This is a genomic window from Streptomyces montanisoli (assembly GCF_017813245.1).
Lineage (GTDB): Bacteria > Actinomycetota > Actinomycetes > Streptomycetales > Streptomycetaceae > Streptomyces > Streptomyces montanisoli.
In genome coordinates this window covers 20,781-44,724 of record NZ_JAGIQL010000043.1, presented here as the reverse complement: position 1 = coordinate 44,724, position 23,944 = coordinate 20,781, and the positions used below count along the sequence as shown (strand labels likewise).

20 protein-coding genes are annotated in these 23,944 nt (G+C 72.4%); 9 read left to right on the top strand and 11 right to left on the bottom strand.

What is annotated here, in order from left to right:
• Window positions 1-27: 27 nt before the first annotated feature.
• The 5 genes from JFN87_RS13465 to JFN87_RS13445 form a co-directional block, all read right to left on the bottom strand.
• Window positions 28-1,254 carry a Gfo/Idh/MocA family protein gene (locus JFN87_RS13465; protein ID WP_209340259.1) on the bottom strand — a complete coding sequence of 409 codons (1,227 nt, stop codon included), beginning with the start codon at window positions 1,252-1,254 and terminating at the stop codon, window positions 28-30.
• A 6-nt stretch (window positions 1,255-1,260) separates the two neighbouring features.
• Window positions 1,261-2,103 (bottom strand): carbohydrate ABC transporter permease, encoded by an 843-nt coding sequence (locus JFN87_RS13460; protein WP_209340258.1) that lies wholly within the window; start codon window positions 2,101-2,103, stop codon window positions 1,261-1,263.
• Window positions 2,096-3,088, bottom strand: coding sequence for a carbohydrate ABC transporter permease (locus JFN87_RS13455; RefSeq protein WP_209340257.1), 993 nt, complete (start codon window positions 3,086-3,088; stop codon window positions 2,096-2,098). Before JFN87_RS13455 ends, JFN87_RS13460 begins: the two co-directional genes overlap by 8 nt.
• On the bottom strand, window positions 3,085-4,365 hold the full coding sequence (locus JFN87_RS13450) for an ABC transporter substrate-binding protein (RefSeq protein ID WP_209340256.1): 1,281 nt from the start codon (window positions 4,363-4,365) through the stop codon (window positions 3,085-3,087). Before JFN87_RS13450 ends, JFN87_RS13455 begins: the two co-directional genes overlap by 4 nt.
• Window positions 4,366-4,688: 323 nt before the next feature.
• Window positions 4,689-5,513: a helix-turn-helix transcriptional regulator gene (locus JFN87_RS13445; protein ID WP_209340255.1), complete on the bottom strand. Its 825-nt coding sequence runs from the start codon at window positions 5,511-5,513 to the stop codon at window positions 4,689-4,691.
• A 120-nt stretch (window positions 5,514-5,633) separates the two neighbouring features.
• Between JFN87_RS13445 and JFN87_RS13440 the strand changes: the two genes are divergently transcribed.
• The 3 genes from JFN87_RS13440 (at window position 5,634) to JFN87_RS13430 (ending at window position 9,573) form a co-directional block, all read left to right on the top strand.
• Complete coding sequence (locus tag JFN87_RS13440) at window positions 5,634-7,355, top strand: AMP-binding protein (RefSeq protein WP_209340254.1); 1,722 nt, start codon at window positions 5,634-5,636, stop codon at window positions 7,353-7,355.
• Window positions 7,352-9,082 carry an AMP-binding protein gene (locus JFN87_RS13435; protein WP_209340253.1) on the top strand — a complete coding sequence of 577 codons (1,731 nt, stop codon included), beginning with the start codon at window positions 7,352-7,354 and terminating at the stop codon, window positions 9,080-9,082. The genes JFN87_RS13440 and JFN87_RS13435 overlap by 4 nt, the downstream gene beginning before the upstream one ends.
• A gap of 98 nt (window positions 9,083-9,180) precedes the next feature.
• Window positions 9,181-9,573: a nuclear transport factor 2 family protein gene (locus tag JFN87_RS13430; RefSeq protein ID WP_209340252.1), complete on the top strand. Its 393-nt coding sequence runs from the start codon at window positions 9,181-9,183 to the stop codon at window positions 9,571-9,573.
• Window positions 9,574-9,600: 27 nt separating this feature from the next.
• Here the strand turns inward: JFN87_RS13430 and JFN87_RS13425 are convergent, their stop codons facing one another.
• Entirely contained in the window at window positions 9,601-10,116 is a 516-nt protein-coding gene (locus JFN87_RS13425; protein ID WP_209340251.1) for a GNAT family N-acetyltransferase, read from the bottom strand.
• A gap of 95 nt (window positions 10,117-10,211) precedes the next feature.
• On the opposite strand from JFN87_RS13425, the gene JFN87_RS13420 reads away from it, so the two are divergent.
• The gene (locus JFN87_RS13420; protein ID WP_307865432.1) at window positions 10,212-10,808 is read left to right on the top strand and encodes a hypothetical protein; all 597 of its coding nucleotides are present in this window, start codon (window positions 10,212-10,214) and stop codon (window positions 10,806-10,808) included.
• Between the two features lie 39 nt (window positions 10,809-10,847).
• Here the strand turns inward: JFN87_RS13420 and JFN87_RS13415 are convergent, their stop codons facing one another.
• Window positions 10,848-11,582, bottom strand: a complete 735-nt coding sequence (locus tag JFN87_RS13415) for a hypothetical protein (protein ID WP_209340250.1) — start codon at window positions 11,580-11,582, stop codon at window positions 10,848-10,850.
• Window positions 11,583-11,810: 228 nt separating this feature from the next.
• Between JFN87_RS13415 and gcl the strand changes: the two genes are divergently transcribed.
• Window positions 11,811-13,589 carry a glyoxylate carboligase gene (gene gcl, locus JFN87_RS13410; protein ID WP_209340249.1) on the top strand — a complete coding sequence of 593 codons (1,779 nt, stop codon included), beginning with the start codon at window positions 11,811-11,813 and terminating at the stop codon, window positions 13,587-13,589.
• Between the two features lie 75 nt (window positions 13,590-13,664).
• Here gcl and JFN87_RS13405 read toward each other — a convergent pair whose 3' ends face one another.
• A complete protein-coding gene (locus tag JFN87_RS13405) occupies window positions 13,665-13,916 on the bottom strand; it encodes a DUF6158 family protein (protein ID WP_209340248.1) in 252 nt (83 codons plus the stop codon).
• A 573-nt stretch (window positions 13,917-14,489) separates the two neighbouring features.
• On the opposite strand from JFN87_RS13405, the gene JFN87_RS13400 reads away from it, so the two are divergent.
• The 4 genes from JFN87_RS13400 to JFN87_RS13385 all read left to right on the top strand — a co-directional run bounded on the left by JFN87_RS13400 (window position 14,490) and on the right by JFN87_RS13385 (window position 20,792).
• Window positions 14,490-14,696, top strand: coding sequence for a type A2 lantipeptide (locus JFN87_RS13400; RefSeq protein WP_209340247.1), 207 nt, complete (start codon window positions 14,490-14,492; stop codon window positions 14,694-14,696).
• A 96-nt stretch (window positions 14,697-14,792) separates the two neighbouring features.
• The gene (locus tag JFN87_RS13395; protein WP_209340246.1) at window positions 14,793-15,602 is read left to right on the top strand and encodes an HlyD family efflux transporter periplasmic adaptor subunit; all 810 of its coding nucleotides are present in this window, start codon (window positions 14,793-14,795) and stop codon (window positions 15,600-15,602) included.
• Window positions 15,587-17,899, top strand: a complete 2,313-nt coding sequence (locus JFN87_RS13390; RefSeq protein ID WP_209340245.1) for an NHLP family bacteriocin export ABC transporter peptidase/permease/ATPase subunit — start codon at window positions 15,587-15,589, stop codon at window positions 17,897-17,899. The genes JFN87_RS13395 and JFN87_RS13390 overlap by 16 nt, the downstream gene beginning before the upstream one ends.
• A 4-nt stretch (window positions 17,900-17,903) precedes the next feature.
• On the top strand, window positions 17,904-20,792 hold the full coding sequence (locus JFN87_RS13385; protein ID WP_209340244.1) for an NHLP bacteriocin export ABC transporter permease/ATPase subunit: 2,889 nt from the start codon (window positions 17,904-17,906) through the stop codon (window positions 20,790-20,792).
• Window positions 20,793-20,932: 140 nt separating this feature from the next.
• Here JFN87_RS13385 and JFN87_RS13380 read toward each other — a convergent pair whose 3' ends face one another.
• The 3 genes from JFN87_RS13380 to JFN87_RS13370 form a co-directional block, all read right to left on the bottom strand.
• Window positions 20,933-21,841: an MIP/aquaporin family protein gene (locus JFN87_RS13380; RefSeq protein ID WP_209340243.1), complete on the bottom strand. Its 909-nt coding sequence runs from the start codon at window positions 21,839-21,841 to the stop codon at window positions 20,933-20,935.
• A gap of 279 nt (window positions 21,842-22,120) precedes the next feature.
• Entirely contained in the window at window positions 22,121-23,011 is an 891-nt protein-coding gene (locus tag JFN87_RS13375) for a 2-hydroxy-3-oxopropionate reductase (RefSeq protein ID WP_209340242.1), read from the bottom strand.
• Window positions 23,012-23,088: 77 nt separating this feature from the next.
• Window positions 23,089-23,919: a TIM barrel protein gene (locus JFN87_RS13370; RefSeq protein ID WP_372449226.1), complete on the bottom strand. Its 831-nt coding sequence runs from the start codon at window positions 23,917-23,919 to the stop codon at window positions 23,089-23,091.
• Window positions 23,920-23,944: the final 25 nt, after the last annotated feature.

Here is a 23,944-nt window from a genome sequence, read left to right as displayed (position 1 = left end):
CGATCTCCCGCCGCAGCCGCGGGGCCGTCACCGCTGGCCGTCGGCGAACCACCGGGCGAGCTCCGGCGGCGTCCGACGGACCGTCACCGGGCGCCCGTCACCCCGCAGCGACTCCGTTGCCGCGCAACCTGCCGCGACCGCCTCCCTGGCGGCGACCGGACTGGTGTCCGTGTCGGCACCGGTGCGCACGAACTCCAGGAACTCCGCCACGAGCAGCGGGTCGGCGCCGCCGTGCCCGCCGCTCACCGGCGGCATCGGGACGACCAGGTCGGCGTCGGCGCGGTAGTCGCTCCTGCGCTTCCACACGCGCACCTCGGCGCTCTCGCCGTCGTCGCCGAAGTTCTCAAGGCGCCCCTCGGTGCCGATGACCGTGTAGTTGCGCCAGTAGTCGGGCGTGTAGTGGCACTGCTGGTAGCTGGCGTGCACGCCGTTGTCCAGGCGCATCACCACCATCGACAGGTCCTCGACGTCGACGACCGGGTTGAGGCCCGTGTTCGACAGCGGCGGCCAGTTGCGCTCCGGGTCGAGCCAGTCGGGCATCACGGATCCCGGCGCCTGGCCCGAGCGGTCCTCGATGTCGCCGTAGAGCGTGAGCCCGCCGAGCGCCGCGACGCGCTCCGTGTAGCCACCGGCCAGCCAGTGGATGACGTCGAGGTCGTGGGCGCCCTTCTGGAGCAGCAGGCCCGTCGTCCTGCTGCGGTCCGCGTGCCAGTCCTTGAAGTAGAAGTCGCCGCCGTGGCCCACGAAGTGGCGGCACCACACGGCCTTCACCTCGCCGATCTCGCCGCGCAGCACCAGGTCGCGCATCACCCGCACGACTGGCATGTGGCGCATGTTGTGCCCCACGTACAGCCGGCTGCCGCCGCGCTTCGCCGCCTCGAGCACGCGGTCGCAGCCCTCCGTGGTGATGGCGAGCGGCTTCTCGACGAACACCGCCACGCCCGCTTCGAGCAGGTCCACCGCGATGGCCTCGTGCGTGTCGTCGGGGGTGATGACGAAGACCGCGTCGACCTCCGCGGCGGCCAGCAGCTCCCGGTGGCCGCCGTACAGGCGCACGTCGTCCCCGAACCACTCGCGGGCCCGGCCGAGCGCGCCGGGGTCGGTGTCGACCGCCGCCACCACCGCCGAACCCTCGCCCGGGAGGTGCGCCGCGCGCGCCAGACCGGCCCGCATTCCGAGGCCGACCACGGCCAGGCGCAGGTCGCGGGTGCGCGTGCCGCCACCCGCGGTGGCGTCCGTGGAGGTGTCTGTCATGGTTGTTCAGCCCTTCATTCCGGAGAAGGCGATGCCCTGGATGAAGTGTCGTTGCATCGCGACGAAGACCACGATCACCGGGAGCGTGGCGAGGAGGGAACCGGCCATGAGCACCGGGTAGTCGGTGAGGTGGGAGCCCTGGAGCGAGGCGAGCCCGGCGGACAGCGGCATCTGCGCCGGGTCGGTGTTGACGACCAGCGGCCACATCAGGTCGTTCCACGACCACAGGAAGGTCAGGATGCCGAGGGCCAGCAGTCCCGGGCGCGCCAGCGGCAGCGCGACGCGCCAGTAGACGGTGAACGGGTTGGCGCCGTCGAGGCGTGCCGCCTCCTCAAGCTCGACCGGCAGGCCCATGAAGAACTGGCGCAGCAGGAACGTGCCGAAAGCGCTGAACATGCCGGGGACGACGAGCGCCTGCAGCGAGTTGAGCCAGCCCAGGTCCTGCATGATCTGGTACTGCGGCAGCAGGAACAGCTCACCGGGCACCATCAGCACGGCGAGGAACGCGAGGAAGATCGGGCCGCGCCCCGGGAAGCGGATCCGCGCGAACGCGTAGGCGGCCATCGAGCACAGCAGCAGCTGGGCCGCGGTGCGCAGCAGCGTCATGAGGAGTGTGTTGACGAACTCGTGGGCGAACGGGATCGAGGAGAACACCGTCGCGTAGTTCGACCAGTCCCAGTGCCGCGGCAGGATCGTCGGCGGCACGCGCGTGGACTCGCCGAAGCTCTTGAGCGAGGTCAGCACCTCCCACAGCAGCGGGAAGACCGTGACCACCGCGCCGACCGTGAGCAGCAGGTGGGCCGGCCACCGCCGGCCCTCGCGGCTGCCGCGCCGAGTCGTCTCAGCCATAGTGGACCCACCTCTTCTGCAAGCGGAACTGCACGGCCGTCAGCGCCAGGATCAGGACGAACAGCGCGCACACGATGGCCGCGCCGTATCCGCGCTGGTTGTCGTAGAACGCCTTCTGGAAGAACAGCATCACGACCGTCTCGCCGTCGGTGTACGCCGGATTGGTGATGCCTGCCCCGGTGTTGGCGCCCAGGATCAGGTAGACGAGGTCGAAGACCTGGAGGGACTGGATGACGGACAGCACCGTCGTGAAGAACACCGTCGGGCTGAGCAAGGGCAGTGTGACGGAGAAGAACTGCCGCACGCGCCCCGCCCCGTCGAGGGAGGCCGCCTCGTAGTAGTCCTGCGGGATGGACTGGAGCCCGGCGAGCAGCAGGATCATGTTGTACCCGACGGTCATCCACACGCCCACCACCGCGACGGCGAAGTGGACGGTGGCCGGGTCGGACACCCAGTACGTGCCGTGCACGCCGACCACGGAGAGCGCCTGGTTGATGATCCCGACATCGCCGTTGTAGAGCCAGCGCCACACCACGGCGACGGCCGCGGGCATGGTGACGACGGGCAGGAAGTACAGCGTCCTGTACACCCCGGTGCCGCGCATCCCCTTCAGGTTGAGCAGGACGGCGAGCAGCATGGACAGCGGGATGCCGAGCAGCACCAGCACGGTGTAGATCGCGGTGTTGCCCAGCGAGTGCCAGAACTCCGGATCCGTCACCAGCGTGCGGTAGTTGGACAGGCCCGTCCAGGTGGTACCGCCGAACGCGCCCCAGTCGTTGAAGCTGTAGTACAGCGTCTCGACCACCGGCCACAGGTAGAAGACCGCGAGGCCGAGACCCGCCGGGGCGATGAGGGCGTAGCCCCACCACTTGTCGCGGTGCAGGAACCGCCGCTCGCGCCTGCGCCGCGCGCGGGCGTCGCCGGGCGCTGCGGCCGGGACCCGTGGCGCCGGCACGGCCGCGGTGGGACGGGTGTCGATGCTCATCGGGCGCCGCCCTTCCCTTCCTGCGCGAGCAGTTTGTCCATCGCCTTGGTGAGCGAGCGGGTCGCGTCGGTGAGGCTCTCGTCCCCGCTCCAGGCCCGGGCCAGCCACCGCAGTTCCTGGTGCGACCACGCGGCGGTGTTGGTCGAGATCGGGTACGGCACCGAGTAGCCGACGGCGTCCAGGTGCACCTTGAGGTCGAAGCGCGGCATGGCGTCGGCCCAGGTCTGCTGCGTTCCGTTGCGCGCCGGAATGGCCGTCCCGTACTTGCCCTGGATCAGCGAGGCACGCCTGCCCGACATGAACCGCACGAAGTCCCGGGCGAGTTCGGGCTGGGCGGTGCGCGCGTACACGACGTTGGCGAGCCCGTGGATGATGGTGGCGCGGCGCCTGCCCTTCGCCAGCGGTGCCACGTCGACCTTGGCGCGCAGTTCCGGGTCCGCGTAGAACGTGGCCGCGTTGTACGAGGCGTCCTGCACCATCGCCACCTTCCCCGACTGGAACATCTGTGTCGCGTCCGTGTCGGTGAGCTGCTGGAGCGTGGGCGAGGCCTTGTACCGGTGGATCATGTCCACCCACAGTCGCAGGCCCTCCCGGGTGCGCGGGTCGCTGTAGCCGGAGTGCTTGCGGTCCTTCGAGATCACCCAGCCGCCGGCCTGGGCTATCGAGTCGTAGTAGTACTCCTGCGCCCAGACGGGCGCGGCGAGACCGTACGTGCCGCGCTTGCGGTCGGTCAGCCGCTGGGCGTTGACGATGAGGTCCTGCCACGTCCAGCTCGCGTCGGGATGGTCGACGCCCGCCCGGTCGAACAGCTCCTTGTTGAACCAGAGAGCGACCGTGTCGAAGTCCTTCGGCGCCCCGTACTGCGTCCCGTTCCACCGGTAGAGCGAGACCAGGTCGGCCGGGTAGTCGTCCGGGTCGAGCACGGCGTTCGCACCGCTGGTCTCCAGGGGCAGGAGCTGGCCGGCGTCCGCGTACAGGCCGAAGTTGGGGCCGTTCATCCAGAACACGTCCGGTGCGGAACCGCTGGTGCAGGCGGTGCGCAGCTTGGTCCAGTACGTGCCGTTCGGGGTGAGCTGCACGTCCACGCTCACCCCCGGGCGGGTCTTCTCGAACTCCCTGGCCGCCCGGCGCATGGCGTCCATCTGGTACACGTCCCAGACGCCGTAGGTGAGGCGGCCGCGCCCGGACTTCGAGGAGGAGGAAGAGGCGGAGGGGCCGCCGCACCCGGCCGCGAGCGCGGTCGTGGCGGCCGCCGTGAGGAGGGTTCTTCTGCGCACGCGGAGCCTTTCTGGGAACCGGTGACGGGAGACGGAACCGCGTGGGGGCCGCGGCAACCGGTACTCGGAGCAGCAGTGGGTCGCTGGTCTTTGACGACTTGTCCGTGGACGCTAATTGCTCAAAAATGACGCGTCAAGGGCATGTTCAATCATCTCTGCGCAGAAGTGGGGCCGCTGGATGCTCATGGTGCGTGCGCCGCAGTCAGTACGAGCAGCAGCGTCGTCGCGGTACGGGGCCGTCGCCACGGGGCGCCGAGGCGCGGGCCGTTCCGGCACGGGCCCGTGTGACGCCCGCGACGGCGCGCGGCGCGCGGCGCGCGCACCTACGGCAGCAGCCCCGCGCGCCGGGCCGCCACGACCGCTTCGAGGCGGGTGTGCGCGCCCAGCTTGCGCATCGCCGAGCGCAGGTAGGCCTTCACCGTCTCAGGACGCACACCGAGCGCCTCGGCGGCCGACGCGTTCGTCGCGCCCGCCGCCACGCAGGACAGCACGTCCACCTCGCGCGGCGTCAGCGCCACCCGGCGCTCGGGGGTGGGCGCCGCGGCGCCCGACAGCCGCGCGCACGCCGCGAGCAGCGCCGCCCGCAGGTGCGGGTCGGCGACGCGCGGCGCAAGCGCCCGCAGCTCCCCGTGCGCGGCCCGCACCTCCTCCCACGCCCCGGGGCCCGCCACCGGCTCGCGCGTCGAGGCCAGCAGGCGCCGCGCCTCGTCACGCACCGCAAGGGCCTGCTCCACGTCACGCGCCGCCGCGACCGCCGCGTCGAAGACTCGGTCGCCTATCGGCAGCGGCGCCCTGAGGGCGCCGTACAGCACGCCGCGCACCCGCCGCCGCACCACCACGGGCACCGCGAGCACCGAACGCAGCCCCTCCGCCGCCACCGCCGCGTCGTACTCGTGGCTGATGTGCCGCGCGTGGGCGTAGTCCGCCACCCCGCACGGCCTGGCGAGCGCCACCGCCCGCCCGCCCACACCGTTGCCCGACGAGATGAGCAACCCGCTCAGCGCGGACGTCGACGCGCCCGTGAGCTCGGTGAGCCTGAGGCTCGCCCCGTCGTGCAGCAGCCCGCCGAAGGCGACGGGCAACCCCGCCGACCTGCGCAGCGCGAGCAGCGCGGACCGGATCTCCAGGGCTTCGTCCGTCACCGTCACGCCCGCGTCCCTCCAGCGTCTTCCGCGTCACCCCCGTACGGGGGTGTCCCGACCTGTATCACTGATTGCACGATGCGGGTAAGGGGTCCGGCGACCGGCCGGCGACGAGGAGGACGAGACATGACGGCAGGCGTCACCACAGGGCCCGGCGGCCGGCCGGGCGATCCGACGGGTGAGTTCAGAGCGGCCCGCGACTTCCTGCTCGCACACCGCGAGGACTACGCGGGCGCGTACGAGGGGTTCGTCTGGCCCCGCCCGACCCACTTCAACTGGGCACTCGACTGGTTCGACCGGATCGCCGCCGATCCGGCGAACCGGGACAGGGACTGCCTGCACATCGTCGAGGAGGACGGCACCCGCACCCGGCGCACCTTCCCCGAGATGGCCGAGGCGTCCGACCGGGCCGCCAACTGGCTGCGCGAGCAGGGCGTCAGGCCCGGCGACCGCATCGTGGTGATGCTCGGCAACCAGGTCGAGCTGTGGGAGACGGCCCTCGCCGCCATCAAGCTGCGCGCCGTCGTCATCCCCGCGACCCCGCTCCTCGGCACGCTCGACCTCCGCGACCGGGTCGAGCGCGGCCGCGCACGCCATGTGATCGTGCGCGCCGCCGACACCGGCAAGTTCGACGGCGTGCCCGGGCGCTACACGCGCATCGCGGTCGGCGCCGGCGCCCCGCCGGACGGATGGCTCGCCTACGAGGACGCCTACGGCGCGTCCGCGTCGTTCCGTCCCGAGGGCCTCACCGCGGCGGGCGACCCGCTGATGCTGTACTTCACCTCGGGCACCACGGCGCGGCCCAAGCTCGTCGAGCACACGCACGTCTCGTACCCGATCGGCCACCTCGCGACCATGTACTGGATCGGCCTGCGCCCCGGCGACGTCCACCTGAACATCGCCTCGCCCGGCTGGGCCAAACACGCCTGGTCGAACCTCTTCGGGCCGTGGAACGCGGAGGCGACGGTCTTCATCCACAACTACACGCGCTTCGACGCGACCCGGCTCATGGCCGAGATGGACGCCGCCGGCGTCACCAGCTTCTGCGCCCCACCCACGGTCTGGCGGATGCTCATCCAGGCCGACCTCTCCCAGCTGCGCACCCCGCCGCGCGAGGCCGTGGCGGCGGGAGAACCGCTGAACCCCGAGGTCATCGAGACGGTACGGCGCGAGTGGGGCGTCACGATCAGGGACGGGTTCGGCCAGACCGAGACGGCCGTGCAGATCGCCAACTCGCCCGGCCAGCTGCTCAAGGCGGGCTCCATGGGGCGGCCGCTGCCCGGGTTCAGCGTCGAACTGCTCGACCCCGTCACCGGCGAACCGGGCGCCGCCGAGGGCGAGATCAGCCTCGATCTCGCGCACCGGCCCGTCGGCCTGATGGCGGGCTACCACGGAGATCCGGAGCGCACGGCCCAGGCCATGGCCAACGGCTACTACCGCACCGGCGACATCGGCGCCAGGGACGCCGACGGCTACCTCACCTACGTGGGCCGCTCCGACGACGTCTTCAAGGCCAGCGACTACAAGATCAGCCCCTTCGAGCTGGAGAGCGCCCTGCTGGAACACCCGGCGGTCGCCGAGGCGGCGGTCGTGCCGGCGCCCGACCCCGTGCGGCTCGCCGTGCCCAAGGCGTACGTCGTGCTCGCCGAGGGATGGCAGCCGGGGCCCGAGACGGCGAAGGCGATCTTCGAGCACTCGCGCGCCGTGCTCGCCCCCTACAAGCGCGTCAAACGGCTGGAGTTCGCCGACCTGCCGAAGACGGTGTCCGGCAAGATCCGCAGGATCGAGCTGCGCGAGGCCACCGCGGCGGGCTCCGCCGCGGAGTACGCGGAAGGGGACCTGGCATGACATCGCAGACCCCCGCCGGTACCACGACGGCCCACGCCGGTACCACGACGGCCCCCGCCGGTACCACGACGGCCCCCGCCGGTACCACGACGGTCCACGCCGGCGCGCCGGTGCCGTACGCGTACACGCACGGCACCGGCACCACCGCGCTGCTCGGCGACACCATCGGCGAGAACCTCGCGCGCGCGATCGCCGCGCACCCGGACCGCGAGGCGCTCGTCGACGTGCCCTCCGGCCGCCGCTGGACCTACGCGCGCTTCGGCGCCGACGTGGAGGAGCTGGCGCGCGCCCTCCTGGCACGCGGGGTGGCCAAGGGCGACCGCGTGGGCATCTGGGCGATCAACTGCCCCGAGTGGGTGCTCGTCCAGTACGCGACGGCCCGCATCGGCGCGATCATGGTCAACATCAACCCGGCGTACCGCGCCCACGAACTCGAGTTCGTCCTCGGCCAGTCGGGAGTGTGCCTGCTCGTGGCCTCGCTCGCGCACCGCACGAGCGACTACCGTGCGATGGTCGAGGACGTGGCGCCACGCTGCCCCGGGTTGCGGGCCGTGCACTACATCGGCGACCCGAGCTGGGACGAGCTACTGTCCGCCGCCGACGGCGCCACGGTCGGCGAACTCCAGGAGCGGGAAGCCCAGTTGTCCTGCGACGACCCCATCAACATCCAGTACACGTCCGGCACCACCGGCTTCCCCAAGGGGGCCACGCTCTCCCACCACAACATCCTCAACAACGGGTACTTCGTGGGTGAGACCGTGCGGTACACCGAGCACGACCGGGTGTGCCTGCCGGTCCCCTTCTACCACTGCTTCGGCATGGTCATGGGAAACCTGGGCGCCACCTCGCACGGCGCCTGCGTCGTGATCCCGGCCGCCTCGTTCGACGCGGGCGCCACGCTGCGCGCCGTGCAGCAAGAGCGGTGCACCTCCCTGTACGGCGTGCCGACGATGTTCATCGCCGAGCTCGACCTGCCGGACTTCGCCTCCTACGACCTGTCCTCGCTGCGCACCGGGATCATGGCGGGATCCCCGTGCCCGGTCGAGGTGATGAAGCGGGTCGTCGCCGAGATGAACATGGCCGAGGTCTCCATCTGCTACGGCATGACGGAGACGTCCCCGGTGTCCACGCAGACACGCGCCGACGACGACCTGGAGCGCCGCACCGGCACGGCGGGCCGTGCGCTGCCGCACATCGAGGTCAAGGTCGTCGATCCGGCGACGGGCGTCACGCTGCGGCGCGGCGAGGCGGGCGAGCTGTGCACCCGCGGGTACAGCGTGATGCTCGGCTACTGGCGCGACCCCGCGCACACGTCCGAGGTGGTGGACGCGGCCCGCTGGATGCGCACCGGGGACCTGGCGGTGATCAGGGAGGACGGCTACGTCCAGATCGTCGGCCGGATCAAGGACATGATCATCAGGGGCGGCGAGAACATCTATCCGCGCGAGGTCGAGGAGTTCCTGCACACGCACCCGAAGATCGCCGACGTCCAGGTGGTGGGCGTGCCGGACGCACGCTACGGCGAGGAGGTGCTCGCCTGCGTGATCCCCCGCGACGCCGGCGACCCGCCGGGCGCCGAGGAGATCGCCGCGTTCTGCGAGGGCGAACTCGCGCACTACAAGGTCCCGCGGCGGGTGGAGGTCGTGGACGCGTTCCCGATGACGGTGAGCGGAAAGGTCAGGAAGATCGAACTGAGGGAGCGCTTCTCGGACCCGGCGGCGGACTGACACGGACCGACACCACCGCGACGAGGCGCGCCGCCGGGCGCGCTCGTCCGGGGGTGTCCTGACCGCGTGGTGGTCGTGTGTCGGGCAGGATGGCATGAGTGAGCAATGGTGACGCACCGGACCCGGCGACCGCGGCCATCGAGGGTGAACTGTGCTTCCTCGATCCGGCGGTCTTCAGCTCCCCGAGGCTGCTCGGGGAGCTGCTGCACCCGGCGTTCCGCTCGTTCGGCTCCTCCGGCAGGTCGTGGGACCGCCAGTCCTACATCGAGGAGCTGAGGGAGTGGGCGCGCACCACCACGCCGGGCACGGTCAGCGGGATGGTGGCCAGGGAGCTCGCGCCCGATCTGGTGCTGCTGACGTTCGACCTCAACGTCAGGGAGCGGCGGGTGCACCGCAGCTCGCTGTGGCGCAGGACGGACGAGGCCGGCTGGCAGCTCTACTTCACCCAGGGCACCGCGTTCACCGCGGGGGACATGGGGTGGGACGGCTGACCGCGCCGGCCGCCGCGCCGCGCCCCGTCACGCCCGTGCGCCCGCCTCCCTGCGCATGCACACGCGCGGCCACGCGTCGAGGCCCATCGCCGCCTCCTCGCGCCTGATCTCGCGCAGCCCTTCGGTCATCTCGCCCGCGTCCAGGACGCGGAAGCCGAGGCGCGCGTAGTACGGCCCATTCCAGGGGACGTCCGCGAACGTCGTCAGGGTCAGCGGCCGCCCCGTCCGCTCGCCCAGGTGGTCGATGAGCGCGCGGCCGAGCCCGCGGCGCGCGGCCGCCGGGTGGACCGACACCTGTTCGATGTGCGCGGCGCCTTCGGCTCCGTCGGGGTCCTCGTGCAGGAGGAAGGCGACGGGCCGGCCCGTGCCGTCGACGCCCACCCAGGCGCGGCCCGCGTCGCGGTAGCCCTCCAGCACCTCGGGCGACGGGGGAGCGTGCCCGGCCACCTCGTCCATGCCGGCCGCCCGGAACAGCTCGCCCGCGGCGAGCTCGATCTCGGGGATGGCGGCCAGGTCGTCGCGGGTGGCCAGTCGTATGAACATGCCGGGGAGCCTACGGCACGACGCACGTCCCCTGCTGTTACATCGTCACCGGCGCGGGCGGCGCCGGCCCGCGCGCGTTCCCGAAGGAGGCGGTGTTGTCCGACACCCCCGGCGACGAGACGTCCAGCGGTGAAGCACGCGGCGGAGAGGCACCACGCGACGGGGCGCCCGCCGAGCCCGCCGGGTGGTCGCACGGTCAGTGGACGGGGCGCCGCCGAGAGCCCCTGCAGCGGCTGCTGTTCGGCGGTGTGTACGGATCCGTGCTGGCCAGCGCGCTGGCGGCGGCGCTCGGCAACGAGGGCGGACCACCCGACCCCGGCTATGACGCCCTGTGGGTGTTCGTGGCGGCGCTGGCCGCCACCGCGGCGCACGGCTACGCGCACGCCATCGCCCACCGCGAGATCGTGCGCGGAAAGGTGCGGCCCGGCACGGTGTGGTCGGTGCTGACGGAGTGGCCGCTGCTCGCCGCGGCGATGCCGACGGTCGCCGCGCTCCTCGGCGCCTACGCGGGCTGGTGGAGCGAGGACGGCGCGCTGGACGTGGCGCTCGTCGTCAACACCGTGGCGCTGTTCGGCTGGGGGCTGTGGGCCGCGAGGGTGGCGGGGCAGCGCTGGGCGGCCGCGTGCCGCGTGGGCTGCGCGGACGTGCTGCTCGGCCTGTTCATCATCGGGGCCAACGTCCTGTCCAAGTGAGCACGCCCGCGCCCTCGTCCCGCCAGGCCTCGCCGCCCGTCAGACCTCCGACGACAGGAGGTCGTCCGCGGGCGCGTTGACCGGCTGCGGGGTGCCCGTGAGGTCCATGACGAACAGCGGCACGCCCAGCTCGTCGGCGCGGGCGCGCGCGTCGTCCGCGTAGCCCGCGAGCGAGAACAGCACCCCGACGGCCGCGTCCTGCATCCCGTACAGCCAGACGCACTCCACGGCCCGCAGCGGGGTGCGGGTCGTCGTCGGGTCGACCTGGGCGACGACCTCGGGGCCGCGCAGGTCGATGCCGGACTCGGGACGCTGCTCCGCGGCCACCACGCCGTGGTAGCCGAGCCAGCGCAGGTAGAGGCCGGCCGCCGTGACGGCGTCGCGCGCCGTGCGGATCGTCAGCGGACGGAACGCCGGCCTCGGCGCGGCCGCGGTGCGCGGCAGCGGTATGTGGGACGGGCGGGGCGACCAGTCGTGCGGCGGCCAGTCACGCGGTACGGGGTGGCCGGGGAGCCGTACGGGTATGCGCAGCATCGTGCCGCACGGGCAGTCGACCTCGGGCTGCGGCCAGTGCCCGTCCCGTCCGCAGGCCGCGCAGCGCACGACGACCCACTCGTCCGTCCACGACCGCCGCGGCACCGCCTCGGGGCGCGCCTCGGCCGTCAGTGGCGGCGCCACCGGGGCGCCGCAGGCGCAGGCGTACGCCCGCGGCGCGTAGTGGTGTCTGCGCCCGCAGGCCGGGCAGTCCACCGTGACCTCCTGCTCCGCTCCCATCGCGTGCCCCCCATATGCCTCTCGTCCATGCCGCCGGTCGCGTTGCGTGGTCCATCGTCCACCAAGAGCGAGGCGTTGGGGAGGGGACCTCGGATTCTCCCCTTGACGGGCCATGGAGACGCCCGTACCTTGACTTCCGTATAGCAAAACAGTAATTCCACATTACGGAATTGGCGCTCTCAGGTGGCGCGACAGAGCCCGACTCCGCCAGCCGAATGAGGAGCACTCATGCCTCGAATGACCGCCGCACGCGCGGCAGTTGAAATTCTGAAGCGCGAGGGTGTGGCCCACGCCTTCGGTGTGCCGGGCGCGGCGATCAACCCGTTCTACGCGGCCCTGAAAGCGGCCGGCGGCGTCCAGCACACGCTCGCCCGCCATGTCGAGGGCGCCTCGCACATGGCCGAGGGCTACACGCGGACCCACCCGGGCAACATCGGCGTCTGCATCGGGACGTCGGGCCCCGCGGGCACCGACATGATCACCGGGCTCTACTCGGCGATCGGCGACTCGATCCCGATACTGTGCATCACCGGCCAGGCGCCCACCGGCGTGATCCACAAGGAGGACTTCCAGGCGGTCGACATCGCCTCGATCGCGGCGCCCGTCACCAAGGCCGCGACGACCGTCATGGAGGCCGCACAGGTCCCGGGCGTCGTCCAGCAGGCGTTCCACCTGATGCGGTCGGGGCGCCCCGGTCCCGTCCTGATCGACCTGCCCATCGACGTGCAGCAGACGGAGATCGAGTTCGACCCCGACACGTACGAGCCGCTGCCGGTCTACCGGCCGCTCGCCACCCGGGCGCAGGCCGAGAAGGCCGTCAGGATGCTCGCCGCCTCCGAGCGGCCGCTGATCGTCGCGGGCGGCGGGATCATCAGCGCCGACGCGTCCGCACTGCTCGTGGAGTTCGCGGAACTGACGGGCACGCCCGTGGTGCCGACGCTGATGGGCTGGGGCGCCATCGCCGACGACCACGAGCTCAACGCGGGCATGGTGGGGCTGCAGACCTCGCACCGCTACGGCAACGCCACGTTCCTCGAGTCCGACTTCGTGCTCGGCATCGGCAACCGCTGGGCCAACCGGCACACCGGGAAGCTCGACGTCTACCGCGAGGGCAGGACGTTCGTCCACGTGGACATCGAGCCCACCCAGATCGGCAGGATCTTCGCCCCCGACTACGGCATCGCCTCGGACGCGGGCGCCGCGCTCGCACTCTTCGTCGAGGTCGCGAAGGAGCTGAAGGCCGCGGGCGAACTCCCCGACAGGAGCGCCTGGGTGGCCGCCTCGCGCGAGCGCAAGGCCACGCTGCACCGCCGCACCCACTTCGACGACGTGCCGCTCAAGCCGCAGCGCGTGTACGAGGAGATGAACCGCGCGTTCGGCCCCGAGACCCGGTACGTGTCGACGATCGGCCTCTCGCAGATCGCGGGCGCCCAGATGCTCCACGTGTACCGGCCGCGCCACTGGATCAACTGCGGCCAGGCGGGCCCACTCGGGTGGACGATCCCCGCCGCGCTCGGCGTCGCCGTGGCCGACCCTGACGCGAGCGTGGTGGCGCTCTCCGGCGACTACGACTTCCAGTTCATGCTGGAGGAGCTCGCGGTCGGCGCCCAGCACCGCATCCCCTACGTGCACGTGCTCGTCAACAACGCCTACCTGGGGCTGATCCGCCAGGCCCAGCGCGCCTTCGACATCGACTTCCAGGTCAACCTGGAGTTCGACAACATCAACTCACCGGAGACGGGCGGCTACGGCGTGGACCACGTCAAGGTCGCCGAGGGGCTCGGATGCAAGGCCATCCGCGTCACCGAGCCCGACCAGCTGCTGCCGGCCTTCGAGGAGGCCAAGAAGCTGGCCGCCGAGCACCGGGTGCCCGTGGTCGTCGAGGCCGTGCTCGAACGCATCACCAACATCTCGATGAGCGGAAGCGACATCGGCTCCGTCAACGAGTTCGAGGAGCTGGCCACGCAGCCGGGCCACGCTCCCACCGAGATCCTGCCGCTGGTCTGACCGGCACAGGCCCCGGGGGGACGGCCCCGGGGGGATGGCGGGGCCCCCGTTCGCGCGTGCCGCGCACGCACGGGCCTAGGCGCGCCCCCGTGCCCCCTCGCGTGTCCTGCCAGCCAGGACGTGGCGCTTCGGGTGGCGCCGCAGGTACTCGCCCTCCAGCTCCGCCGTGCGCGTGTTGTGCGTGTCCAGCGCGTCCTTCGACCCGTGCAGCAGCGTGTCGTGCCGGGTACGGTGCAGCGTCTCCAGCTCCCTGAGCAGCTGCTGGTCCTCCAGGCGCGCCGGGTCGACCCCCTGCGGCGCGTGCCCCTCGTCGCCCTTGACTGTCATGGGAAGACTCCTTCCTCCGGGTCCGCGTCCCATACGGCTCCGCATCACATACGTACCCGCTGGAGGCCGAACGTCTCCGCCCGCGCCGTGTCCGCGCCCGGGCGGCCACCACCGCGACGGAGCGGGACGCCCCGGGCTCGCCCACGATGGCGACGCACGGCGATCACCCGTACGCGTACCGTGCCGTAATCATGTGCGAATCGCTTCTGCGGATAACCCGCACAATGCGATCGTCCGTACCGCTCTGCTGCACACGGCCTCCCCGGGCGCGCGCCCCGCGGGCGGGGCGGTACGGCCGGAATGAGAGGTTCCGGCCGTACCGGCGGCCGTGCGACTGACCGAGGTTCGGACCGTGCTGTGAAGGAACCGCACCCCGTCCATGACGGCCCGTGCACAACACACCACCGTGGCGGCCCACATGTGGACCGGGGCGCCCCGGCGCGGGTGGCTGCCCCCGAGACGTCCGTGCTTACATCCTTCGCACGCCACGACGTCACCGGCGAACAGGCCTTCCTGACGGGAGCCGCGGGTGGCGGGCGTGCCACAAGAGCCATGCGAAGGGAAGCTTCACTCATGAACAACACCCCCCAGGTTCAGACCCAGGAGATCTCCGACGCTGACCTGGACAACGTGTCCGGCGGTCTCGTGGCCGGAGCCGTCGACGGCGTCGTCGGCGCCATCAGCGGTGTGAACGTCGGCGGCGTGCTCTCCAGCGTCGACACCACCATCTCGCCGATGGTGAACACCTCCGGCGTCACCGGTCTCGTCAGCGGCCTCTGAGCACCGCGGTCGAACGACCGGCCGATGCCTGACGCGTGTCCCGGATCCGCCTGCCGGCGGAGACCGGGGCACGTTTCCGTGTGAGGGAACACCGCAGTGCAATTCCGCCAGCAGGCGCTCAGCAAGCTCCAGTCGCCCGAGGAACTCGACCTGCCCGTGCGGCTCGCCCGCCCCCGTGGACTGCTCACGCTCGCCGTGACACTCCTCGCGATGGCCGCCGGCGCCCTGTGGGCGACGACCGGGTACGTGGACTCCACCGTGTCCGCGCCGGGCATCCTCACCTACGGGCAAGGGAGTTACGTGGTGCAGAGCCCCGTCGCCGGGCAGGTCACCGCCGTCCTCGCCAAAGAGGGCGGGCGTGTCGCCGCCGACGCGCCGCTCGTCAAGGTCCGCCGCGCGGACGGCGGGACGGACGTGGTCCGCGCACTCGCCGCGGGGCGGGTCACCTCCCTCGCCGCCACCATCGGCTCCGTCGTGACGACCGGTGCCGACGTGGCCGCCGTCGAGCGCACCGCGCACGCGCACGACCCCCTCATGGCCATGCTGTACGTGCCCGCGTCCGGCGGCGCCTCCGTGGCGCCGGGCCAGCCCGTCGACCTCACCCTGCCGTCCGTGCCCGAGGGGACCTACGGCGTGCTGCGTGGCACCGTCAAGGCCGTCGGCAGGACGACGCGGACCCGGCGCCAGATCGCCGCCTTCCTCGGCGACGACCAGCTCGCCGCGCGGTTCACCCGAGGCGGGCAGCCCGTCGCCGTCCTCGTCACGCTCGACGCCTCGCGCTCCACCAAGTCCGGCTACGCCTGGTCCTCGCCTGCCGGGCCGCCCTTCGCGCTCACGTCGATGACGCCCGCCGACGGCTCCGTGCGCGTCGCTCGGCAGCACCCGGCCGAATGGCTGCTGCCGTGAGCGGGCCCGGCACCGGCGTACCGCCGCAGCGGCAGCTGCCGCCCGGGGTCCACCGCCGCCACCGCGCCGGCACCGGCGGGAAACGCGCCGCCCAGCAGCCCGCCGCCCAGCAGCCCGCCTCCCGGCGCGCTGGGCGGGCCCGCACCGTGCGCACCCCCACCGTGCTGCAGATGGAGGCCGTCGAGTGCGGCGCCGCCTGCCTCGCCATGGTCCTCGCCCACCACGGCCGCCACGTGCCGCTCGAAGAGCTGCGCATCGCCTGCGGCGTCTCCCGGGACGGCTCACGCGCCAGCAACCTGCTGAAGGCGGCACGCGGCTACGGGCTCACCGCCAAGGGCATGCAGATGGAGACCGCGGCGCTCGCCGGCGTGCAGGGCCCCGCCGTCCTGTTCTGGGAGTTCAACCACTACGTCGTCTACGAGGGGACGGGCCGCAGGTTCGGCACCCGCGGCGTGCACATCAACGACCCCGGCAGGGGCCGCAGATTCGTGCCCGCCGAGGAGTTCGACACCAGCTTCACCGGCGTCGTCCTCGTCTTCGAGCGCTCCGGAGCCTTCGCGACGGGCGGCCGCCGCCCCGGCGTCCTGCGCGCCCTGCCCTCCCGGATGCGCGGCACCGCCGGCACCCTGTTCGCCGCGCTGCTCGCCGGGCTCCTGCTCGTGGCCGTCGGCGCCGCCGTGCCCGCGCTGAGCCGCACGTACATCGACCTGTTCCTCGTCGGCGGCCGCACCTCGCTGCTCGGGCCGCTGTTCGCCGCGATGGCCGCCATGATCGCGCTGACCGCCGTCCTGACCGGCCTGCAACAGGCCAACCTGCTGCGCGGGCGCATCATCTCCTCCACACTCGGCAGCGCCCGCTTCATGCGCCACCTGATGCGCCTGCCCGTCACGTTCTTCGCCCAGCGCAGCCCCGCCGACCTCGTCCAGCGCCTCCAGTCCAACGACTCCGTCGCCGAGACCCTGGCCAGAGATCTGTCCGCCGCGGGCGTCGACGGCCTCGTCGTCCTCCTGTACGCGTTCCTGCTGTGGACGTACGACCCCCAGCTCACCGTCATCGGCGTACTCGTGGCCCTGCTGAACGTCGTCGCGATGCGCGTCGTGATCAGGCTGCGCGCCACCCACACCCAGAAGCTGCGCGCCGACAGCGCACGCCTGACCACCACCTCGTACACCGGGCTCCAGCTCATCGAGACGCTGAAGGCGACCGGCGGCGAGGACGGTTACTTCAGGCGCTGGGCCGGGCAGCACGCCACCACCCTGGAGGAGCAGCAGCGGCTCGGCGTGCCGAGCGCCGCGCTCGCGGTCGTCGCCCCGCTCCTCGCCACCCTCAACAGCGCGCTCATCCTCTGGATCGGCGGCATGCGCGCCGTCGACGGGCACATCTCCATCGGGCTGCTCGTCGCCTTCCAGGCGCTCGTCACCCGCTTCACGGCGCCCGTCACCCGCCTCAACGGCGTCGCCGGGCGCATCCAGGACTTCGCCGCCGACGTCACCCGCCTCAAGGACGTCGAGAGCTTCCCCGCCGACGCCCTCTACACCAGGGACGAGCCCGGCGGGCCTGCGGCCACCCGCCGCCTGGCCGGGCATGTCGCCCTGGAGGGCGTCACGTTCGGCTACAGCCCGCTCGACGCCCCGCTGCTCGACGGCTTCAGCCTGACCGTGGGACCCGGCAGGCAGGTCGCGCTCGTCGGCGGCTCGGGAAGCGGCAAGTCCACCGTCTCGCGGCTGGTCTCCGGCCTCCACCGGCCCTGGCAGGGCACCGTCTCCATCGACGGGCGGCGCATCGAGGACATACCGCGCGGCGCGCTCGCGGCGTCCGTCTCCTTCGTCGACCAGGACGTGTTCCTCTTCGAGGGAACCGTGCGGGACAACGTCGCCCTGTGGGACCCGTCCATCCCCGACGAGGCGGTCGTCGCGGCGCTGCGCGACGCCGCCCTGTACGACGATGTGATCGCCCGGCGGCCCGACGGCATCCACACCCGCGTCGAGCAGGACGGCCGCAATTTCTCCGGCGGGCAGCGGCAGCGCCTGGAGATCGCGCGCGCCCTCGTGCGCGGCCCCAGCGTCCTCGTGCTCGACGAGGTGACCAGCGCACTCGACGCGGAGACCGAGCGCGTCATCATGGACAACCTGCGGCGGCGCGGCTGCGCCTGCGTGGTGATCGCGCACCGGCTGTCCACCGTGCGCGACAGCGACGAGATTGTCGTGCTCGACCACGGCACCGTCGTCGAGCGCGGCCGTCACGAGGAACTCCTCGCCGCGGCCGGGGCCTACGCCGGCCTCGTCAGGGAGCGGTGACACGGTGACGGCGACCGGCCAGGAGGCCTGGCACGCGGAGAGCGACGCCGTTCTCGCGGCGTTCGACGGCATCGGCGCGCCCGGGGACGTCACCGGGCGAACATCCGTCGACCTGGCGGGCCCCCAGGTGTTGTGGCTGGTGGCCGGCGGCAGGCTCGACCTCTTCGCCGTCGACGCGGCGGGCCGCGGCCCGTGGCACTTCCTCGGCCGGCTGGAGGCCGGCGCGCTGTTGCTCGGACCCGTCGAGGGGCCGCGGCACACCCTGCTCGGCAGGCCGGGCGAGGGCTGCGCGCTGCGCAGGATCCCGCTGCGCGAACTGACCAGGCCCTACCCCGCCGATGAGGCGCAGCCGTGGGACGGCACCGCGGCCGGCATGCCGTCCCCGCTGGAGCGGGCGTTCGCGCTCGGCATCGGCCGCGGGCTCGGCGTGCTCTTCGAGGCACCGCTCGGCGCCCGGCTCGCGGGCGAGGACCAGGCGTACGACGACGAGGCGGTGGCCGACGACGACGTGCTGTGGATGCCCGTGCCCGCGGGCAGTGTCGAGCCCGGCGCCGCGTACAGTCGTGACTTCGCGGGGGACCTGCTCGTCGACGGCTCGCTGTGGCAGTCCATGGTCGCCCAGCAGTACCGTCTGCTCGCCGCCGTCGACCGGTGGATCGCCGGCCGCGAACAGGCCCACGAGGACCGCACCGCCGCCGGCATCGCGGCAGGCGAGCGCGAGCGCGCCCACGCCGACCGCGCGCTTGTCGCGTCCATCGGCGGCAGTGGCAGCGGCAGCGGCAGCGGCAGTGGCGGCCGCGGCGAGGACGGCAGGCGGCAGCGTGCCGGCGGCGACGACGCGGTGTTCGCCGTCTGCCGCCGGGTCGCCGCGGCGAGCGGCATCGCGCTCGGGGACCCGCCGCGCGAGAACGGGACGGCTTCGGCCAGGCTGAGCGCGGTCGAACGGATCGCCGCGCACGCCCGGGTGCGCACCCGCGCGGTACGGCTCGACGGCACGTGGTGGCGCACCGACGCCGGGCCGCTCGTCGGCGCCAGGGCCAGGTCGGGTGCGCCCGTCGCGCTGGTGTGGCGGCGCGGCGGCTACGAGGCGGCCAACCCGCTCAGCGGCTCGCGCACGCGCGTCACGGCGGCCAACGCCGGCGAGTTCGAACCGCACGGCGTCATGTTCTACCGCCCGCTGCCCGACCGTCCGCTGGGCGCGCCTCGACTGCTGCGCTTCGCGCTGCACGGCGCGCGGGGCGACCTGCGCGCCCTGACGCTCGCCGGGCTCGTCACCGTCGCGCTCGGCGCCCTCGTGCCCATCGCCACGGGCAGGGTGCTCGGCTCGTACGTACCGCACGCGCGCACCAGCCTCATCGTGCAGGTGTCCATCGCCGTGATGGTGGCGGGCGCCGTCTCGGCGGCGTTCGGCCTGCTGCAGAACCTCACCATGCTGCGCATCGAGGGCCGCATGGAGGCGACCCTGCAGCCGGCCGTGTGGGACAGGCTCCTCAGGCTGCCGACCGCCTTCTTCGCCGGCCGCTCCACCGGCGAACTCGCCAGTGCCGCCATGGGTGTGAGCGCGGTACGCAGGGTGCTGTCGGGCATCGCGCCCGTGGTGCTCCAGTCGACGACCGTCGGGGTCATGAACCTCGGGCTGCTGCTGTTCTACAGCGTGCCGCTCGCGCTGGTCGCGCTCGGCATGCTCGCCGTCGTCACCGCCGTCTTCCTCGCCATCGGTCTGTGGCAGGTGCGCTGGCAGCGGCGGCTGGTCAAGCTCTCCAACAAGCTCAACAACCAGGCGTTCCAGACGCTGCGCGGCCTGCCGAAGCTGCGGGTCGCGGCGGCGGAGAGCTTCGCCTACGCCGCGTGGGCGCGCGAGTTCGCCAGGTCCCGCACCATGCAGCAGCGCGCGGGCCACATCAAGAACGTGAACACCGTCGTCGACGCGATCTACCTGCCGCTGTGCACGCTGCTGATGTTCATGGTCCTCGCGGGGCCCGCCCGCGGCACCCTGTCGTCCGCGTCGTTCCTCACGTTCAACACGTCCGTGACGATGCTGCTGACGTCCGTCACGCAGCTCACCGGCGCCCTGGTCTCGGCCGTGGCCGCGCTGCCCCTGTACGAGCAGGTGCGCCCGGTGCTGCGCGGCGAGCCCGAGGTGCGGCGCGGCAGCACGGCGCCCGGCGAGCTCACCGGCTCGTTCGCGGCGCGCGGCGTGTCCTTCCGCTACGGCGACGACGGCCCGCTCGTGCTCGACGGCGTGAGCGTCGAGGTCGCGGCGGGCGAGTTCGTCGCGGTGGTCGGGCCGAGCGGCTGCGGCAAGTCCACCCTGCTGCGGCTGCTGATCGGCTTCGAGTCACCGGCCTCCGGCTCCGTTCTGTACGACGGGCAGGACCTCGCCGCTCTCGACCTGGCGGCGGTGCGCCGCCAGTGCGGCGTCGTGCTGCAGAACGCGCAGCCGCTGACCGGCTCGATCCTCGACTGCGTGCGCGGCGCCGAGGCGTACACCCAGGAGGAGGTCTGGGAGGCGGTGGAGAGGGCGGGCCTCGCGGACGACATCCGGAGCATGCCCATGGGGCTGCACACGATGATCGCGGGCGGCGGCGCCGTCTCGGGCGGGCAGCGGCAGCGCCTGATGATCGCCCAGGCGCTGGTGCGCCGCCCGCGCATCCTCTTCTTCGACGAGGCGACCAGCGCACTCGACAACGAGACCCAGCGCGTCGTGATGGAGAGCACCAGGGCGCTGAACGCGAGCCGGCTGGTGATCGCGCACCGCCTGAGCACCGTGCTCGACGCCGACCGTGTGGTGGTCATGGACGCCGGCCGCGTGGTCGAGCAGGGGGCGCCCGCCGCGCTGCTCGCTGACCCGGCCGGCCGGCTGAGCGAACTGGTGCGCCGCCAGATGGTCTGAGCGGCAAGGCCCGAGCGGCCAAGGCCCGAGCGGCAGAGGCCCGAGCGGCAGAGGCCCGAGCCGCGCGCGACGGCGCCCTGCCGCCGGCGTGGCAGGGCGCCGCGGTCCTCGGGGCGTGGCACGTGGCCCGCCCCGGGCCGCTACTTCTCCTCGGGCTCCTCGACGACCCGGCTGGCCTTCGGCCGGCTGCCGATGGCCTTGATCGCCGGGGTGATCATCTGGTCGTACGCCACCGCTCCGACGACACCGCCGATGAGCGGTCCCGCGATGGGAATCCACCAATAGCTGGTGAACCACTGGTATTTACCCGGGAACGCGATCCTTCCCCAGCCCTCGGCATAGGCGAGCAGGCGTGGACCGAAATCACGTGCGGGGTTGATGGCGTACCCGGCGTTCGTGCCGATGGCCAGCCCGATCACCACGACGACCAGACCGATGAGGAACGGTCCGAGATTGGACTCCGGCGCCACATTCTTGGTGTCGCTGATCGCGCAGATCAGCAGCACCAGGACTCCGGTGCCCACGATCTGGTCGAGCAGCGGACCCCACCACGAACTCCCGAAGTACTCGGCGGGGAAGGTCGCGAAGATCGAGTACGTGGAAAGGGAATTCTCCCGGGTGAGATGGGCCTTGTGGTCGAACGCGTCGATCGCCCAGTGGTACATCGCGTAGACGAGAGCCGCGGCGACGAAGGCGCCGAAGACCTGCGACACCCAGTAGGCGGGGATCTTGCGCCAGGGGAAGGTCCGCCGGACGGCCAAGGCCAGGGTCACCGCGGGGTTGATGTGCGCCCCGCTGATGCCGCCGGCGACGTACACGCCGAACACGACGGCGAGACCCCAGCCCCAGGAGATGATGAGCCAGTCCGCGGCTCCGAACGGCGCGGCCTGGCGCCCCGAACCCGGCAGACCGGCGACCGCGACGGCGACCGAACCGCAGCCCAACAGGATCAGAACGAACGTGCCCAGGAATTCGGCGATCAATTCGCCGCCCAGACCGAACCGGTAACCGCGTCTACGCGAACCGTGTTCCGCACTGCGCTCAGCCATCAGCCCTCCATGGTCGGATGGAACACGCCCGTCCATCTCATATGAGAAACGTAGGCGGAGAGCCTGGCCGGGAAAGGAGTCTGGTGGCGCGTCACGTGTTTGCCCACCAAATGGCCCAGTGTGGAATTGTTCCGGGTCACCCTCCCGGAGGTGCCCCGCGCATGCGGGGTACCGGGCGGCGGCGGCGCCTGGGCGCGACATGACAGGTGTCGGCGCCACCACCGCCCGGGGTCTCATGGAGCCCCTGAGGGGCTCAGGGCTGCTGGAGCCCCCGTGAGGTCAGGCCTGCTCGCCGGAGAGGCGTTCCACGGAGCGCAGCAGCGCGGAGTGGTCGAGCCCGCCGTCCCCCTGCGCGCGCAGCGACGCGACGAGCTGGGCCACCACGGCGCCGACCGGCAGGGCGGCGCCCACGTTGCGCGCGGCGTCGGTGACGATGCCCATGTCCTTGTGGTGCAGGTCGATGCGGAAGCCCGGCGCGAAGTCCCGGTTCAGGAAGTTGTCCTTCTTCCGGGTCAGCACCGTCGACCCGGCGAGACCGCCGTTCAGCACGTCGAGCGCGGCGGTCAGGTCGACGCCCGACTTCTCCAGGAAGACCACCGCCTCCGCGCACGCCTCGATGTTGACGGCGACGATCAGCTGGTTCGCCGCCTTCACGGTCTGGCCGGCGCCGTGCGGGCCGCACAGCACGACCGTCTTGCCGAGCGCGTCGAACAGCGGCTTCGCGGCGTCGAAGTCGGCGCGCTCGCCGCCGACCATGATGGAGAGGACGGCCTCCACGGCCCCGGCCTCGCCGCCCGAGACCGGTGCGTCCAGGACGCGCAGGCCCTTCTCGGCGCCGGCCTTCGCGAGATCGACGGACGTCTGCGGCGTGATCGACGACATGTCGATCAGCAGGGTGCCGGGCCTGGCGTGCGCGAGGATCCCGTCGGGGCCGTACGCGACGGCCTCCACCTGCGGCGAGGCGGGAACCATCGTGATGACGACGTCCGCGTCCTTGACCGCGTCGGCGATCGAGGAGGCGGGGGTGCCGCCCGCCGCGGCGAGGCGGTCGAGCTTGGCGGGCTCCAGGGTGTGGCCGGTCACGGCGTAACCGGCCTTGATCAGGTTCTCGGACATGGGAGAGCCCATGATGCCGAGGCCGATCCACGCGATCTTGGGAAGGTCGGTCATGAGTGTGCGCCTTTCGGGAAGCTCGGAGCGGCGCGCCGTGGGAGGGCGCCGGGGGAGGGGATCAGCCGGTGAACGGGTCAGGCGGCGAGCCAGCCGAAGGCCTCGCCGCTCGGCAGGGAGCCCGGCTTGTACTCCAGGCCGACCCAGCCGTCGTATCCGGCCTTGCGCAGACGGCCGACGAGGTCGGCGAGCGGGAGCGACCCGGTGCCGGGCGCGCCGCGGCCGGGGTTGTCGGCGATCTGGACGTGACCGGTCTTGGCGGCGTAGCGGTCGATGACGTCCGCCAGGTCCTCCCCGTTCATGGACAGGTGGTAGAGGTCAAGCAGGAAGGCGGCGTTGCCGAGGCCCGTCGCCTCGTTGACGCGGTCCACGACCTCGACGGCGGCGGGCGCACTGACGAGCGGGTAGCGCGGCGACTCGGGCTCGTTGAGCGCCTCGATCAGCACGGTGGCACCGGCCCGGTGCGCGGCGCGCGCCGCGAGCGCCAGGTTCTCCAGCGCGAGCGCGTCCTGCTCGGCGGGGTCGACGCCGTCGACGCGGTTGCCGTAGAGCGCGTTGAGGGCCTTGCAGCCGACGGACGCCGCGAAGTCGACGGCGACGTCGATGTTGGCCCTGAACCGGTCGGACTCGTGGCCGGGCACGGACAGCGCGCCGCGGTCGGGCCCCGGCAGCCGGCCCGCGTAGAAGTTGAGCCCGACGAGCCGGGTGCCCGCCCCGGTGAGCGCCTCGCGCAGGGCGTCCAGGTCACTCGCCGGCGGCGTGGCGGTGTCGGTCCACGGCCACCACAGCTCGACGGCCCCGAACCCGGCCGCGGCGGCCGCGGCGGGCCGGTCGAGCAGGGGGAGTTCGGTGAACAGCATCGAGAGGTTCACGGCGTAGCGCTCGTCGAAGACCATGATATCCAGCATCCATTTCCGTATAGCGGAAGTGTAT

What these genes read in the sequence shown, in the direction of transcription:
- JFN87_RS13465 (WP_209340259.1), bottom strand. Translation starts at nt 1,254, where the DNA reads ATGACAGACACCTCCACGGACGCCACCGCGGGTGGCGGCACGCGCACC.
- JFN87_RS13460 (WP_209340258.1), bottom strand. Translation starts at nt 2,103, where the DNA reads ATGGCTGAGACGACTCGGCGCGGCAGCCGCGAGGGCCGGCGGTGGCCG.
- JFN87_RS13455 (WP_209340257.1), bottom strand. Translation starts at nt 3,088, where the DNA reads ATGAGCATCGACACCCGTCCCACCGCGGCCGTGCCGGCGCCACGGGTC.
- JFN87_RS13440 (WP_209340254.1), top strand. Translation starts at nt 5,634, where the DNA reads ATGACGGCAGGCGTCACCACAGGGCCCGGCGGCCGGCCGGGCGATCCG.
- JFN87_RS13435 (WP_209340253.1), top strand. Translation starts at nt 7,352, where the DNA reads ATGACATCGCAGACCCCCGCCGGTACCACGACGGCCCACGCCGGTACC.
- JFN87_RS13425 (WP_209340251.1), bottom strand. Translation starts at nt 10,116, where the DNA reads ATGTTCATACGACTGGCCACCCGCGACGACCTGGCCGCCATCCCCGAG.
- JFN87_RS13415 (WP_209340250.1), bottom strand. Translation starts at nt 11,582, where the DNA reads ATGGGAGCGGAGCAGGAGGTCACGGTGGACTGCCCGGCCTGCGGGCGC.
- gcl (WP_209340249.1), top strand. Translation starts at nt 11,811, where the DNA reads ATGCCTCGAATGACCGCCGCACGCGCGGCAGTTGAAATTCTGAAGCGC.
- JFN87_RS13405 (WP_209340248.1), bottom strand. Translation starts at nt 13,916, where the DNA reads ATGACAGTCAAGGGCGACGAGGGGCACGCGCCGCAGGGGGTCGACCCG.
- JFN87_RS13400 (WP_209340247.1), top strand. Translation starts at nt 14,490, where the DNA reads ATGAACAACACCCCCCAGGTTCAGACCCAGGAGATCTCCGACGCTGAC.
- JFN87_RS13390 (WP_209340245.1), top strand. Translation starts at nt 15,587, where the DNA reads ATGGCTGCTGCCGTGAGCGGGCCCGGCACCGGCGTACCGCCGCAGCGG.
- JFN87_RS13380 (WP_209340243.1), bottom strand. Translation starts at nt 21,841, where the DNA reads ATGGCTGAGCGCAGTGCGGAACACGGTTCGCGTAGACGCGGTTACCGG.
- JFN87_RS13375 (WP_209340242.1), bottom strand. Translation starts at nt 23,011, where the DNA reads ATGACCGACCTTCCCAAGATCGCGTGGATCGGCCTCGGCATCATGGGC.
- JFN87_RS13370 (WP_372449226.1), bottom strand. Translation starts at nt 23,919, where the DNA reads ATGCTGGATATCATGGTCTTCGACGAGCGCTACGCCGTGAACCTCTCG.